The 14,765-nt window shown below is 62.4% G+C and carries 11 protein-coding genes; 3 read left to right on the forward strand and 8 right to left on the reverse strand.

Going from position 1 to position 14,765, the window contains the following annotated elements; translation table 11 throughout:
* Nucleotides 1-242: 242 nt before the first annotated feature.
* Nucleotides 243-659: an ester cyclase gene (locus tag AB0N75_RS07140; protein WP_364647174.1), complete on the forward strand. Its 417-nt coding sequence runs from the start codon at nucleotides 243-245 to the stop codon at nucleotides 657-659.
* A gap of 48 nt (nucleotides 660-707) precedes the next feature.
* On the opposite strand, the gene AB0N75_RS07145 is transcribed toward AB0N75_RS07140, so the two are convergent.
* The 3 genes from AB0N75_RS07145 to AB0N75_RS07155 form a co-directional block, all read right to left on the reverse strand.
* Nucleotides 708-1,355: a hypothetical protein gene (locus tag AB0N75_RS07145; RefSeq protein ID WP_364647177.1), complete on the reverse strand. Its 648-nt coding sequence runs from the start codon at nucleotides 1,353-1,355 to the stop codon at nucleotides 708-710.
* The gene (locus AB0N75_RS07150) at nucleotides 1,339-2,178 is read right to left on the reverse strand and encodes a hypothetical protein (protein WP_364647179.1); all 840 of its coding nucleotides are present in this window, start codon (nucleotides 2,176-2,178) and stop codon (nucleotides 1,339-1,341) included. Before AB0N75_RS07150 ends, AB0N75_RS07145 begins: the two co-directional genes overlap by 17 nt.
* 372 nt (nucleotides 2,179-2,550) lie before the next feature.
* Nucleotides 2,551-5,169 carry a LuxR C-terminal-related transcriptional regulator gene (locus AB0N75_RS07155; RefSeq protein WP_364647182.1) on the reverse strand — a complete coding sequence of 873 codons (2,619 nt, stop codon included), beginning with the start codon at nucleotides 5,167-5,169 and terminating at the stop codon, nucleotides 2,551-2,553.
* Nucleotides 5,170-5,365: 196 nt separating this feature from the next.
* Here AB0N75_RS07155 and AB0N75_RS07160 point away from each other — a divergent pair, with 196 nt between their 5' ends.
* Nucleotides 5,366-5,794 (forward strand): DUF6325 family protein, encoded by a 429-nt coding sequence (locus tag AB0N75_RS07160; RefSeq protein WP_364647185.1) that lies wholly within the window; start codon nucleotides 5,366-5,368, stop codon nucleotides 5,792-5,794.
* Between the two features lie 523 nt (nucleotides 5,795-6,317).
* Here the strand turns inward: AB0N75_RS07160 and AB0N75_RS07165 are convergent.
* The 5 genes from AB0N75_RS07165 to AB0N75_RS07185 form a co-directional block, all read right to left on the reverse strand.
* Nucleotides 6,318-8,192, reverse strand: a complete 1,875-nt coding sequence (locus tag AB0N75_RS07165) for a glycoside hydrolase family 15 protein (protein WP_364647874.1) — start codon at nucleotides 8,190-8,192, stop codon at nucleotides 6,318-6,320.
* A gap of 519 nt (nucleotides 8,193-8,711) precedes the next feature.
* Complete coding sequence (locus AB0N75_RS07170) at nucleotides 8,712-9,080, reverse strand: cupin domain-containing protein (RefSeq protein ID WP_364647188.1); 369 nt, start codon at nucleotides 9,078-9,080, stop codon at nucleotides 8,712-8,714.
* A gap of 248 nt (nucleotides 9,081-9,328) precedes the next feature.
* Nucleotides 9,329-9,799, reverse strand: a complete 471-nt coding sequence (locus tag AB0N75_RS07175; protein WP_364647191.1) for a pyridoxamine 5'-phosphate oxidase family protein — start codon at nucleotides 9,797-9,799, stop codon at nucleotides 9,329-9,331.
* A gap of 155 nt (nucleotides 9,800-9,954) precedes the next feature.
* Nucleotides 9,955-12,345 carry a phosphoenolpyruvate synthase gene (gene ppsA / locus AB0N75_RS07180; protein ID WP_364647194.1) on the reverse strand — a complete coding sequence of 797 codons (2,391 nt, stop codon included), beginning with the start codon at nucleotides 12,343-12,345 and terminating at the stop codon, nucleotides 9,955-9,957.
* A gap of 52 nt (nucleotides 12,346-12,397) precedes the next feature.
* Complete coding sequence (locus tag AB0N75_RS07185) at nucleotides 12,398-12,541, reverse strand: hypothetical protein (RefSeq protein ID WP_364647197.1); 144 nt, start codon at nucleotides 12,539-12,541, stop codon at nucleotides 12,398-12,400.
* 343 nt (nucleotides 12,542-12,884) lie between these two features.
* On the opposite strand from AB0N75_RS07185, the gene AB0N75_RS07190 reads away from it, so the two are divergent.
* Nucleotides 12,885-14,762, forward strand: a complete 1,878-nt coding sequence (locus AB0N75_RS07190) for a heavy metal translocating P-type ATPase (protein ID WP_364647200.1) — start codon at nucleotides 12,885-12,887, stop codon at nucleotides 14,760-14,762.
* Nucleotides 14,763-14,765: the final 3 nt, after the last annotated feature.

Genomic DNA, 14,765 nt, shown 5'->3' on the forward strand with positions numbered 1-14,765 from the left:
CATTAGGCATGGTTTGCTCCAGATGTGTGCTGTCGTTTGGAGTCGCCGTTGACTGCTTTCCATCCTTCCGCCGGCAGATTGCGGCCGCGTTTCGGCAGCGCTATGTTCCGAGGAAACGGTCTCAGTCTCAGGCGGCCCGCCGTCGCGTCCTAGTTTCGGAGTGTCCTGCCTGAGCGGCGTGTTGCAGGGTCGCCGGTGGGAGCATTGAAGCGGGGGATTCGAACCGAGGAAAGGAGCCGGAAATGGCTGGCGGATCAGGACTGATCGAACGGTTCTATCGGGAAGTCATGGCTGGAGGGAATCTTGACTTGATCGATGAATTGGGCAGTGCAGCCTTCACGGATCATGAAGAGCCCATGCCCGGGCAGCCGGCAGGACTCGACGGCATTAGGTTCTACGTCAATACGTTCAGATCTGCCTTCCCGGACATCCGTGTGAAGGCCATCGAGCCCACGATGGTCGACGGGGACTTGGAGGCGGCCCAGGTCGTCCTCGCCGGCACTCATCACGGCGAACTGATGGGCACGGCTCCCACTGGCAACACCGTGGAGTTCAGCGGTATCGACATCATCCGCGTTCAGGACGGAAAGGTTGTTGAGCACTGGGGAGCGACAAACATGCTGAAGATGCTGCAGCAGATTGGCGCCGTCCAGATGTAGCGGCCTTGACGAATAAAGTGGCCACGATCCGGGCGACAACTGGCCTCTTCACAGCCCGATACTGATCGGGAAGGTGGCGACCCAGAGGAGTGTGCCGACAAGGACCACGCAACCCGCAGCGAGTATGACCGCCCGGAGCCGGCGGCTGCCGATCTTCGTGCTGATGCCGGCGAAGAACAGGACGACGGCGTACAGGACCACCGTCAGGACGTAATTGCTCGCCCGTTGGATGTCGCGACGGACTTCCGCCGCCGATTCCTCTGCCTTCTCGTCGAGCCGTATCGCATCATTTTTCGATTCGACCTGATACTGCGCCATGGCGAAAGGAGTCGCCGGCGCGTCCGGGTTGGTCAAGGGTTCTGTCGCCATCCATGCGCGGAAGGCCACCGCAAACTCGGGACGGAAGCGGTCGAAGTAGAAGGTGGCAAGTTGACGATCGCCGCTCTGGTCGGCGTCGGCCCAGGCGATGAAAGTGGCGACGTCAATCTCGGTCTGGGCTTCGGCCAGGCTCGACGCGCGAGCGGCGTCGATCCGGACGGCATTGGTGTGGCTGGTCTCCTGGGCCTGCTCGCCATGCCACCGCGCGGCCTGATAACTGCTCCACGAGGTGGCAACGGCGGCCACCACCAATAGCACCGTCACGAGGAACTCGAGACGGTCGGGAGTGGCCGCGCTCTGGTCAGTGCGCGATGCCATTGCTGTCACAAGGCGGAGTGAGGTCCAGACCGGCGAAATCGAGTTCGGCGTCGATTTGTCGAGCTGTGCGCTCCATGGCTGTTGGGCGGAGCTGTCCCAGGCCCGGTCCGTGCGGATTGTTGAAGAAGACGAGAAGGGCAAGGAGAGTGGTAATAATCAGCGTGACGCTTCCCATCAGCATGCTCTGGGTGACGGCGCCTTCATCCGGATCAGCGAAGAACAACATATACACGAGGATGACGACGAAGATCGTGAAGAGGGCGATCCACAAGGGCAACGGAACGAGCCCTTGGGCCGCGTGTATCCGGTCTACCCGCGCCCGTTCACGTTCCCCGGTCTGATCCATCCACCGGTCGTAGGCCGACTGCTCGGCGGTGGATTGCGGATGAGCTGCCTTGATCGTCAGATACATCTGCCCGCCCCATGGATTGATCGACTCACTCAATTGCCCGCGCTCCAGGGCATCCCATTGCGGTCCGATGACCGAACGCGCATAACATACCAGCTGACCGGTGAGATCCTCGGCAGTATCCGCCGGCAGGAACTGGGCGGTCTGGACTTGCTGCAGCACGATCTCAGCCTCCATCTCAGCTCCCGCGCGCGATTCATCATAGGACTGAAAGGCGATCACAATGATGAAACCGAGGAGGACTGAAAACCCGGTGGCCAGGACGCCGAATACCCCAGACGCGCGGTCGCCGTCGCTGAAATAGCTCCCCGCCGGAGCGCGTTTACGCACAAGCAACATCGCGGTGATCGTGATGGCGGTGATCACGATCCCGACGGCGAAGCCGATGACCACGTTCACATCTTCCTCTTCCATGCGGAGGCATGCGGCTGCTACCCGCAAACAAGCAGCGAACCGTTTGGTGCAGGCGGTCTCGCTTGTACTCCCATGGTGCCCGGCGCGGTGAGTCCGGGTAATCCTCCGGTTCGGGTGACTAGCCGGAAGCGCTTCTGAGCCCTTCGCGGCAGATGGAGGTGCCGAGAGGGCCGGGAGCGCGGGGTCGATGCGCCTTCGCAACGGCTGGGCGGAAGCGTGGAACTCGCTTGAGAAGGAGAGGGGCGCTTCCCAGCGCCGCGGGCCACACCGCTGCGTCGGGTTCACGAGCGGGGCGGAATTTTTGGTCCGGGCCTCACCCCGTGCGGATGAAACGGAAGGTCGGAAGTTCAGCCTCGGCCGCACCCGGAAGCGCTAGATGATTCCGCGGGTTGCGGCAATCTTGAGTACATCGCGCCGGCTTGCCGCGCCGAGCTTACGGTAAATGGATCGCTGGTGGGTTTTGACGGTGTTCACCGATATGAACAGCGCTTTGCCAATATCGGCCGCGGTCATCATCGAGCGCATGTAAGCAAGGACTTCCAGTTCACGCTCCGTGAGACGCCAGTACAGGAACGTCGTCAGGTTGTCGCTGTGCGTATTTTCCTTCAACTGTGCCGCGACGAAAGCCTCATGGGCTGTGCCCCACACCGCGTGCTGCATGAGAAGCCCTGCTAGTTCACCCCTGCGCTCTGCGAAAGGACGGATGATGCGTTGCGGTTCAGCGAGGGAGACCGCGTGCTCGACCCGTTCATGAGCTGCTGCCATGTCACCGTCCCTTGAGGCCAATAGCGCTTCAGTCAGGGCAATACTGGTGCCGGTGTATGAGTTACGCTCGCGCTCTGTCACGGCCTTCGTGCAGTTCAGTGCTTCGGCAAACCTGCCGCTACGTCTGAGTGTCTCGGCAAGGAAGGCATCGACCAAAGGAGGATTTTCGCTGCGCTCCAGAGGCTTGACGAGCTCCAGCGCGCCTTCCAAGTCTCCTTCGGCTTCGGCTATTTTTGCACTTGCCATCGTGGATAGGGCATTCCACGAAGGTCCATAGAGTCCCCGTTCCTGGACCGATGCCAGCATCTGGCGTGTGTCAGCGATCTGGTCTGCGTCGCTGCCTGCGCAATCGACCAAGACGCGGTACACAGCCCCTAGTTTGTGGATCGAAGACGTCCGTCCTTCCGGGGGCCGGACCTTGTCCAGATAGGTCCGGGCGCCCGCGAGATCATCGCTCCAATAACTCGTGATTCCCTGCGCCAGCCAAAGACAGGGCATCTGGCCGTCCGGGCTCCATCCGAGTTCGTCGGCTCCGTGCAAGGCGTCCACAGCCCGCTCATCAGCGGCGATGAAATCGCCCGCCACTGCATATGCCAGCGCAATCTCAGACGTGAGGATGACTTCGTCTGCCACTGCTGAGTGGCTCCTGTCGGCGGCGTCTTCGCTCGGGGCTGCCGAAAGGGTGAGCTGCTCTTCCCCCTGCTGATGGGCGTCATGGGGTCCAAGTAGACGCCTCCCAGCTCCAAAGGCGGTCAGGTGGTCAGGTGTGCGCTGAGAGACTTCCGTGGATCGCCCGGATTTGGTGTACACCTCAAAGGTGCCATCGTTGGGGAGCAGCCCGAGCAAGTCCACAAACCGCTCGAACCGTCTCCTGGGGGCAATATCCACCGTAGAAAGACCGGCAAACGCGCGCTGGGCGAGGTCCGCCGCCGATTGCGCATCACCCGCGAGTGCACGGCATATGGACCTAATCATGAGCACTCCGGCGTGGTGACTCCAGGGTGACGGCATATCGAGGCACAACTGCTCAAGGGGGGACAGGCCATTGCGCAGCAGATACTCCAACCAATGGGCTGCCAGAGCGTTCACGGCCTGCTGAGGTTCTCGTCCTGAAAGAGCCTGGCTGACACTCTCTGAGATGTCCGAGTCCTGGTAGTAGCGGGCGGCGACCAGATGGAGGTGTTCCGCGAGAACCCGGTTCCGCTCCTCCAGTATTTCCCGGCACTGGGCAGCAAACAGGGGTTGCCAACGGTAAACGGACTCGTTCCCGAGGGAGTCTTGCTCCTCGATGAACAGTCCCTTTCTGATGCACTCTTGGAGGAGCGCGCCGCCGGTTGGCAGTCCGGACAGCGCGATGGCGAGTTCATGCTCAAGCCAGTCGCTGGTCGTGGCGCGCAAAACGAAGTCTGCCAGCGGGGGGTCAAGCTGGCCGAGAACTTCTTCCGCGATGTATTCGGTGAAGGCCCTTTCCGGCATGAATCCGCCGGGACCGCCTTCGCGATCCTTGTTTGCAGGCGTGCCGACTAAGCCCGCGTGCAGGGCTACCGGCCACCCAGCGGTGGTGCTCCACACCGCTTCAACATCCAGTTCGGGAGAAGGTTCAAGGCTGGACGCCAATTCCACCGCTTCCGGTAGGGTGAAGGCCAATTCAGCCGTGCGGAATTCCTCCAATCCGTCGGCGTAGCGGAGTTTTTCCAACCGCAGCGAAGAATGGTCACGGCCCGAGAGAACCAGCCGTAAAGCCGGAGGCGCTGAGCTGGTGAGTACGCCCACCACCCCGTCCACCAGGCCCGGGCCGGCCAGATGGACATCGTCGATGACGAGGGCAAGGGGTTCTTCCAGCAGGTCGAGCGCCGCGAGTAGGTGGTCATAGGATGCTACTTCGTCCTGGGCCTGAGCCCGGTCAGCGGCCAGCAGGACATCGTTGATGGCTGGGGACAATCCTGCGGCCGTCAACTGTACGGCGGCCAGGACGCCGCGGAGCAACCGTTCAGGCCGGGCGTCAAAACGATCGAGGGTGAGCCATGCGGAAGGCATGGCCGTACTCCGAACCCAGTCGCTTAATACGGTGGATTTACCGTAGCCTGCCGGAGCTTCGACGAGTATGAGCCGGTGTGAGCTTGCGGCAAGGGTCAGGGCCTCGCATAGACGCGGGCGCTGGATAGTTAGCTCCACGCGACGTGGAGGCTTGATCTTGAACTGGGGACTGCCCGAGATCTGTCCCACGTCGCTCATGGTAGGCGCAGACGCTGCGGTTCATCAAGGGCCACGCGGAATCTCTTATGCGTGTCTACCAGCCGACAGGGATCACACGACTGGCCGAGTGGCTGCCAGGCCAGATCATCCGGGGCGGGTGAGGTTGGACCGGACCGGTACGGGGAATATTTATAGGACCTGCAGTTCCGGCAAACAGGAGTTACACATGAAAGTCGGACCCGTTGAAGTGATGATTTGTGCGTTTCGGCGATCCGAGGTCGACGCCAAAGTCATCGATGCGCTGAGGGAGGCGGTCAAACCCGGTGCGGTGGCCATTATCGATCTGGTGTTGCTATCGAGAGACCAGCATGGAGCTGTGCGTGTTCGTGATCTGGAAGACCACCTTTCGGAGGCTTGGTCTGGCCTCGTAGATCACCCACGGTTGCTGACACTTCTCAGTGACACGGATCTTGAGGTCGCTGCCGAATCAATAGGAAATGGCGAAACAGCTTTGGTACTAGCGCTAGAACATCGTTGGGCGCAGCACCTTTCTGATGCGGTACAGGATTCAGGAGGGGTAACTACCCTTTACGCGAGAATTCCCCACGAAACAGTGGTCGCCGCCGTCGAAGCCGCCGGCATTTCGGCGACCTGACCCAGACAGGACCCCGAGAATTAGTGATGACTTTTGCAAGAAGTGGCCTGCCCGGGCTGCTTGGAACGATTGCGAGATCTGCTGCCATCTCGGGTGCAGCGCGCGTAACAGCAGGTTCAATCGACGAGCGCGTCCGTTCCCGCCGGGCTGCAGAACAGCGTGCCCCGAGCGTGCCGTCCGCTTCTCCTGCCGGGAAAGAATGGCTTGCAGACCAGCTCGAAATTCTTGCGGAGCTTCACGCTGCCCGGGTCTTGACTGATAAGGAATTCGCTGCCGCGAAAACGAGGCTCCTGTCATGAACGTTCGGTTCAATGCGAGTGCGGCGGTCAAAATAGCCAGGACCTATTGAGAGAGCACATGCGTCCGGTCATCTGATGACCGCCAAGAGAGCCTGAGGACCGCCGGCGGCGCTGCCTTGATGAGCGACCCCATGGCGTCCATGAGGTTTAACGACGACCGAGGATAACGACGACGAGGCTTTGCCGCCGTCCGTGGCTCCGGTCGGGTGTCCGCCAGCGCGCCGCTAACGCGAAGTGTGCCCTGTTTGGCCGCGGGACCGCTGGCCTTTCTGCGCGGCGTCGAGGCGATCGTTGAGGGTTATGGCGGCGTCGATCAGCGCCAGATGCGTGAACGCCTGCGGAAAGTTGCCGATCTGCTCACCGGTGGCAGCGATCTCCTCGGAGTACAACCCGACGTGGTTTGCGTAGGTCAGCATTTTGTCGAACGTCAATCGTGCCTCTTCGAGCCGGTTTGATCGTGCCAGGGCATCTACATAGAGGAACGTGCAAAGTGAGAACGTCCCCTCCGAACCGCGCAGTCCGTCGGGAGAGGCGCTCGGGTCGTACCGGTAGACCAGGCTGTCTGAGACCAGCTCAGCATCCATCGCCCGGAGGGTCGACTGCCACATGGGATCGTGCGGGGACACGAAGCCGACTTGAGGCATCTTCAGCAAGGCAGCGTCGAGGACGTTATCTCCATACTGCTGAACGAATGCCTGGCGTTCACTGCTCCACCCCTTGTCCATGATCTGCTGGTAGATGGCGTCTCGTGCAGCTATCCACCGGGCGATTGGCGCTGGGCGCCCATACGACGTTGCGAGACGGATGCCTCGGTCAAACGCCACCCAACACATGAGTCTTCCGTAGGTGAAGTCCTTGCGGCCGCCCCGGGTCTCCCAGATGCCTTCTTCCGGCTGGTCCCAGTTCTCGGCGAGCCAATCAAGCAATTCGGAGATGGCGATCCACCCGGATTGTCCGATTCCCACGCCGACGCTGTCGAGGTAGTACACCGCATCGAGCGCTTCGCCATAGATGTCCAGCTGAAGTTGGTCAGCGGCTCCGTTTCCAATTCGTACAGGGTAGGAGCCGCGATAGCCCTTCCAATCCTCCAGGACTTCCTCATGGAGGTCGGCGCTGCCATCGACGCGATACATGATATCCAGAGGGTAGGACCCTTCCGGGCGGGGCTCGGTGACACGGTCGCGGAGCCACTGGCTGAAGGCGGCAGCCTCATCAATGAATCCCATCCGGAGCAGCGCGTGCACCGAGAATGACCCATCGCGGACCCAGGTGAATCTGTAGTCCCAGTTGCGTTCCCCACCTAGCTCCTCCGGAAGACCGGCTGTGGGGGCAGCCACCAGGCTTCCGCTGGGGGCATAGGTGAGCAGCTTCAGTGTGATCGCCGACCGCTCCAGCACCGCACGCCACCGTCCTGTGTAGGTGGATTGACTTAGCCAGTCATGCCAGAAGCGCGCTGTGTCGTCAGCCAGTTGCTGAGCCTGCGCAGGTTTCATCAGCCTGGGGGCAACATCCGGACCCGTTTCCAGCATGACCCCACGCATTTGACCTTCCTCGAGGTTGAGGACGGCACGCAGCGAACCTTCGTTGGTGGAGACATTACGGCCCAGCTGTTCGTCGTCCTCCTCCCGGATGATGCTCAGGCTCAGACGGGTGTCGCCTGCGTCGAAGACTGCGCCTGCATCAGAAAGAGTCAGCTCATGGCTCTGCCGTCCGTAGTCAAACCGGGGAGCAACCTCGATGTCGAACGAAATCCGCCCACGTACACATCGGATCATTCTCACAAGGTCGTGCTTTTGGCTTGGGTCCGTGCCGGTCGTTGGCATGAAGTCAATGAGTTCTCCGACCCCCGCTTCAGTCAGGAACCGCGTAATCAGGATCGCTGTGTCGGGGAAGTAGAGCTGCTTTGTGGCGAACGCTTCCTCGCGAGGACGCGTGGTGAAGTGCCCGCCGCGCTCAGGGTCCAGCAGGGAGGCGAAAATGCTGGGCGAGTCGAAGCGTGGGCTGCAGAACCAATCAAGAGTGCCGTCCGTGGCAACGAGTGCCGCCGTCTGCAGATCACCGATCAGACCATGATCGGAGATCAGTGGGTATTTGTTCATCACGAAGACCCTTTCCCCAGGTAAGTAAGGCTGTTCTAACGTCTGCTGTCGGCAAGGTGGTAAAGGCGTTTCACGGCGCCGTGTTGTCAGGCCGGCAGCTTGGCGACTCTGTCTAATGTTTCAGGCGCCCGTGGCCGGTGTCATCATCCCCCAAGGATGAGCAGCCAGCTGGCGGTTCGATAAAGCTGTCTCGGGGAACCCGGGCTCGCGAAGCGTCTTCAGCGGCGATCCCACCGCGTCATCGGATTCAGGGCGCTGCGGCGCACGAAGGCACACCGCGGCGTCAGTAGCCGTCGGCGGCAGCCGACAGGGGCGGCCGGTCGGGCAGGACGGGCGGCGGCCGGCAGGGCGGATGGTCGGGCAGGACGGGCGGCGGCCGGCAGGGCGGATGGTCGGGCCGGACCGAGGCGGAGTAAGTCTCCGATGATGGTGACGAACGTGCCGAAGGCGTCCGCGAGGGGCAGGCCGCCGGCTGTAGCCTGAACTCAGGCTGCCTTCCCGCAGGCGGCGCGGAGGGATCTAGTCGCGTCGCTTGGCGTAGTCGGCGTATCCCGCCCAATCGATGACTACGCACTGCTCGTCGCCGATGACCCACGCATCATGGCCCGGCGGGACCGACATGTAGTCACCGGCTCCGAACTCGTTCTCTTCGCCGTCGTCCATGACGATCTTCATCCGTCCGGACAGCACATAGCCGGCGTGGTTCGCCTGGCAGCTGTCCGTTTTGGCGATTGGCTTCACGTGCTTGGACCACTGCCAGCCGGGTTCGAAAACGGCCCGCCCGACGCCGCCAGCCTCAAGGTGGACCAGATCGAGTTTTCCTTTACCGTCTTCGAAGGGTCGCGTTTCTTCGGGTTCGTTTAGACTCTTGCGGATCATGCCAGCCATGAGGATCTCCTTAGAACCAAACGGTGCGATGCTCAAAGTGTGGCAGCCTCCCGGGAAGGGGTCAATGCGCCGGCCAGAGCCTCCAGGCGACGGCCGGGGCGGGTTTCCCAACCGGTTCGAGGGTGCTCTCCGAGGCGGCATCTGGAGTGGAGTGGGCAGGTGTCCTGCCCCTTCAGAATGGCTCATCCGGGCGGTCCTGAGAGCGTTGGCTCGTTCGATGTGCTGCCGACCGGGGGAGCCGAAACGCCCTATTCGAATCCCGCCCTGGTCGCATTGTCCAGAGTGATCTCCCATGTTTGCGGGGACGCGATCGTGAACCGGCGTCCGGTGATGGCGGTGGGCGTGATGCGAACGAAGCGGTCCTTAGCGCCTGGACTCCACGGAAACAGGAGTTGGGCGACGCTGTTCCGAAACTCTTCGGTCTGTTCCACCTCTGCAGCCTGTCCTTTGACAACGACACTCCAAGCGACATTAGTGCGGCCATTGATGTGGTCTGCTTCCAGTGCCACCGGATTTCCCGCCAGTGCCGCGGATAATTTGGTGCCCGGCGCAGTCCGAAAAACGATGGTCTCTTTGTCGGTCCGGAAGTTGAGCGGAAACAATTCAGGGTGGTCGTCCACCCAGACAGCGAGCCGGCCCAGCGCAACACCTCGAAGCAGCCGCCAGCAGTCCTCTGCTTCCAGAACTTCAACGGTGGGCGGTGAGGGCTTGTTTTCCATGGCGGCGAGCCTACTCCGAACCTCAGCGGCGAGCCAGTGCCCGAATTCTCTTGACTTTGGCTATTGGTCGCCCGCTCCATGGCGATGCCAGTGCTGATTGACCTGCGTGCGCGGGTGGTCGAAGACGTCCACTCCGTCAACGGTTTCCCCGACCGTCATGGCCGGGCCCTTCGGCGTTCGGCGGCGGCAATGATCGGAATTGTCTTGAGCACGGTGTCTGGATTCAGGGACACCGAGTCGATCCCCTGATCAATGAGGAACTCGGCGAAGTCGGTGTGGTTGCTCGGGCCTTGTCCGCAGATTCCGATCCTGATTCCGGCCCGGTGGGCCTGGGAGATCACGTCCCGGATCATGTGTTTGACCGCTTCGTCCCGTTCGTCGAACAGAGGAGCCAGGAGTTCGGAGTCGCGGTCAACGCCGAGTACGAGTTGGGTCAGGTCGTTGGAGCCAATCGAGAAGCCATCGAACCGGGCAGCGAACTCGGAAGCCAGAATGATGTTGGAAGGTATCTCGCACATCATGTAGACCTGCAGACCGGCTTCTCCGCGTGTCAGGCCGTTCTCCGCCATGACCGCCAGGACCCGATCCGCTTCGGCCACCGTCCGGCAAAACGGAACCATGATGATGATGTTGCGAGAGCCCAGGTGCTCCCTGACCCGCTTCAGCGCCCGGCATTCGAGGTCGAAGCCTTGGCGGTAGCGATCGTTGTAGTAGCGGGAGGCTCCGCGGAACCCGAGCATGGGGTTCTCCTCTGGTTGCTCGAAGGCGCTCCCTCCCAGCAGTCGCGCGTATTCATTGCTCTTGAAGTCGCTGAGCCGCACGATGACTGGATCGGGGTAGAAGGGGGCGCTGATCTTGGCTAGCCCTGATGCCAGAGTGTGGACAAAGTAGTCCCGCGCGTCCGAGTAGGACCGGGTGCGGGTCTGGATTTGCGCTGCTTCGTCCGTATCAGTGACGCGTTGGGGTTGAGCCAGTGCCATGGGGTGGATCATGATCAGTTCGTTGATGATGAATTCCATTCTGGCCAGGCCGACTCCGGCCACGGGCAGACGCCACCATTTGAAGGCGGAGGACGGACTGGCGAGGTTGGCCATCACCCTGGTCGTCGTTTGGGGAAGAGCCTGCAAATCGACCTGTTCGGTCCGGAACTCGAGCGCTCCTTGAAAGACGTGCCCCTCGTCGCCTTCGGCGCAGGAGACGGTGAGCATCTCCCCGTCTGTCATGCGGTCCGTGGCGTTGCCGGTGCCGACAACTGCCGGCACTCCCAATTCCCGGCTGATGATGGCCGCGTGACTCGTGGGTCCGCCGTGTTCGGTCACGATTCCGGCTGCGCGCCGCATGATGGGAACCCAGTCCGGGTCGGTCATCTCTGTGACCAAGATGGAGCCGTCACGAAACCGATCGATCTCGGCCGGATCGCGGATGACACAGGCAGGACCAGATGCAATCGAGTCGCCGATGGCCGCTCCGGCGGCGAGAAGCGGACCACGTCCGATGAGACGATGCATGGTGAAGACGGTGTTGCTGCGGGCTGCCTGCACCGTCTCTGGACGGGCCTGGACGACGAACAGTTCGCCGGTGAGCCCATCCTTGGCCCATTCCATGTCCATGGGGCGGCCGTAGTGCTCTTCGATGACCGCCGCCCACCGACCCAGTTGAAGAACCTCGTCGTCGGAAAGGACCAGCGAGGTCCGCTCTCTTTCGGTGGTTTTGACCATACGCGTACGGGCGGTTCCGCCTCGTCCGTAGATGAGTTTTTGTTCCTTGGCGCCACATGATTTTTCGATGATGGGGAAGCAACCTGCCGCTTTCAGCAGGGGTTTGAAAACCACATATTTGTCCGGGTTGACGGTTCCCTGAACCACCGTTTCGCCCAGCCCCCAGGTTGCACTGATCACCGCCACGTCAGGGAAACCGGTTTCAGTATCCAGCGAGAACATGACGCCGGAGGCCCCAATATCGGCGCGAACCATCCGCTGAACCCCGATCGAAAGTGCCACGTCGAGGTCTGAAAACCCTTTCATGGCGCGGTAGCTGATGGCCCGGTCAGTAAACAATGACGCGAAACACCGCCGGCAAGCATCCAGCAGTGCTTCGTTCCCGCTGACGTTGAGGAAGGTCTCCTGCTGTCCGGCAAAGCTGGCGTCGGGAAGATCCTCGGCGGTCGCGCTGCTGCGGACCGCCACGGGAGGATTGCTGATCCCGGCGCGTGCCCCGAGGTCGGCGTAGAACTCCAGGATGGAGTCTGACATTCTGTCCGGAAACGCGCCCGCTAGGAAGTGGCGGCGAATTGTTTCGCCGGCGGCGCTCAACGGTATGTCGCCGTGTCTGTGGCGAGCGAGTTGTTCTTGGATCGCCGACCTCAGGCCGTTGGCGGCGACGAATTCGCGATAGGCCGCCGATGTGGTGGCGAAACCATCGGGCACCCGGACATCTTGGTCGGCCAATGTGCGGAGCATTTCGCCGAGTGACGCGTTTTTCCCGCCCACGATGCCAACGTCGTGAATCCCAGTCTCTTCGAACCACACCGCGTAGCGCTGTTCCATGCCGCCTCCAGTCTGACGTCGGCTTCTGCCGAGCCCTCGCCTCCGGGTTTTGTTATGCAGCGCCGGTCCGCTCACCGCTGGCTTCGGTGTGCATATGCGCCGCTTCCGCGGGCTTGATCGTGTAGGAGGGCTTCCTGAGAAGCTTCCGAACCATCAGCACCGGTGATGACGTGGCCAGCCCGTGGTTGTCAGTCATGGAAGCCTTCCCCAAGGGCCGGTATGCGCTCATAATCTACTCGCCGCGCAGCGACGGCACCAGAGACTCTGGGGCCAACCGCGGAAGGTCGGCCGGTCAGGGCGCGGCGGCGTGGGCAGATTGCCAGGAGGTCCTCCCATCAGCGGGCCGGAAGTGGATACTGGAGGGGAGATGTTCCGGCAGCTCCCCGAGCCGGGCGGAACGGTCACGCTACCGTGCTGAGTCCGTTCGCTTGCGGGGGAGCCGCCCCAACATTTCACGAAGGCTGTTGCTGCCGGTGAAGGGGCGCCGCGCCGGGGGCAGGATTCTTTGGTCAGGGTGCCACGCGTGGGTGGAGGCAGCAATGGGGTTTGCCCGCCGGTATCCCTTGGTGGTCGCGACGGTGCTGTGTTCGCTGGCGGTGGTCGGCCTGCTGCTGGGTGGAGCTGACTTGGCAGCTCAATGGTTGGCCAATGTCTTCGCTCTGCTCGTGGCGGCTTGGTTGGCCGTGGGGATGGTGCGCGCGGTTGCCCGGGGGCGGCGGGGGATGGACTTGCTGGCCTTGATGGCCGTGGTCAGCACGGTGGCAGTTGGCGAGTACCTGGCCTCGATGATCATCGTCCTGATGCTGTCGGGCGGCAGGGCGCTGGAAGATTACGCGCAGGGCCGGGCCCAGCGTGAATTGACTGCTCTCTTGGAGTTGGCCCCGCAGTCCGCGCATCGTGAAACGGATGGTACCCCGGAGGACGTGGGCGTCGACGAGATCCGCGTGGGGGACGTGGTTTTGGTGCGTCCAGCAGAGGTGGTGCCCGTGGATGGCCTGCTGATCTCGGATTTTGCGTCCTTCGACGAGTCAGCGCTGACGGGGGAGAGCTTGCCGGCCGAAAAGTCCGCCGGGGATGCCGTGATGAGCGGGTCAGTCAATGGAGAGGCAGCCGTTCGGGTGCGGGCCACCGCGCCAGCGGCTGAATCGCAGTACAGCCGAATCGTGACGCTGGTCCGCGAAGCGTCCGCCAGCCGGGCTCCGGTGGTTCGGCTGGCGGACCGTTTTGCCGTTCCATTCACCCTTTTTGCGCTGTCCCTGGCCGCTGCAGCGTGGTGGGTCAGCGGCGATCCCGAGCGATTCGCCGAGGTACTGGTAGTAGCTACCCCCTGTCCGCTCCTGATTGCCGCTCCGGTGGCACTTGTCGCCGGAATGGGCCGCGCCTCCCGATCGGGCATCATCATCAAGAACGGTGGAACGCTCGAGAAACTGAGCCAGGTGAAGTCAGCTGCTTTCGACAAAACCGGCACTCTCACCGGTGGCAAGCCGGTACTTTTGGAAGTCCGGCCCGCCGGCACGCCCCCGCAGATCCGAAGTGCGGAACTGTTGCTGCTCGCGGCCTCCGCCGAGCAGTACTCCTCCCATGTCCTCGCAGCCTCTGTCATGGCGGCGGCTACAGACCGGGGGCTGGTCCTGTTGCCGGCGGACGAGGCCGCCGAATACGCGACACAGGGTGTGCACGCTGTCTTTCCCGGCCGGTCGGTGAGCGTCGGAAAGCACGCTTTCGTGTCGCAACACGCCGCGTCCGTGGAAAAGACCCATCTGTCCGGAGGACAAATGGCCGTTTATGTCGCAGTCGACGGCGTTTATGCTGGCTCGTTGATCATGAGCGACGCCGCCCGGCCGGAGGCGGGACCGACCCTGCAACAGTTGCGAAAACTAGGCATCGGCGAAACCCTGATGCTCACTGGCGACGCCCGTGAGACAGCCGACCACATCGGCAGGGAACTGGGAATCGAGCAGGTTCAGGCTGAATGCACGCCGTTGGACAAGGTGGAACTGGTTAAGGCCCTTCCGCAGCGGCCGGTGATGATGGTTGGTGATGGGGTCAACGACGCGCCCGTGCTGGCTGCAGCCGACATCGGTATCGCCATGGGCGCCAAGGGGTCGACGGCAGCCAGCGAGTCCGCGGACGTTGTCGTCATGCTCGATGACTTGTCCAAGGTGGCCGAGGCCGTGGCCATCGGCAAGCGGACGGTGCGGGTGGCACTGCAGAGCATCTGGGTGGGTGTGGTCTTCAGCGTCGCGCTCATGATTGCCGCCGCTTTCGGCCATATTCCGGCCGTGGCCGGGGCCTTGTCACAAGAACTGGTCGACCTCGCAACCATCCTCAATTCCCTTCGGGCCCTGTCGCCGACGCGCCGCAGCGAAGCCAGAGCGCCGGCGCGTCCCGAGCAGGCCTTTCCACGGGTGCGGTAACGT

The organism is Arthrobacter sp. NPDC089319 (assembly GCF_040684925.1).
Lineage (GTDB): Bacteria > Actinomycetota > Actinomycetes > Actinomycetales > Micrococcaceae > Crystallibacter.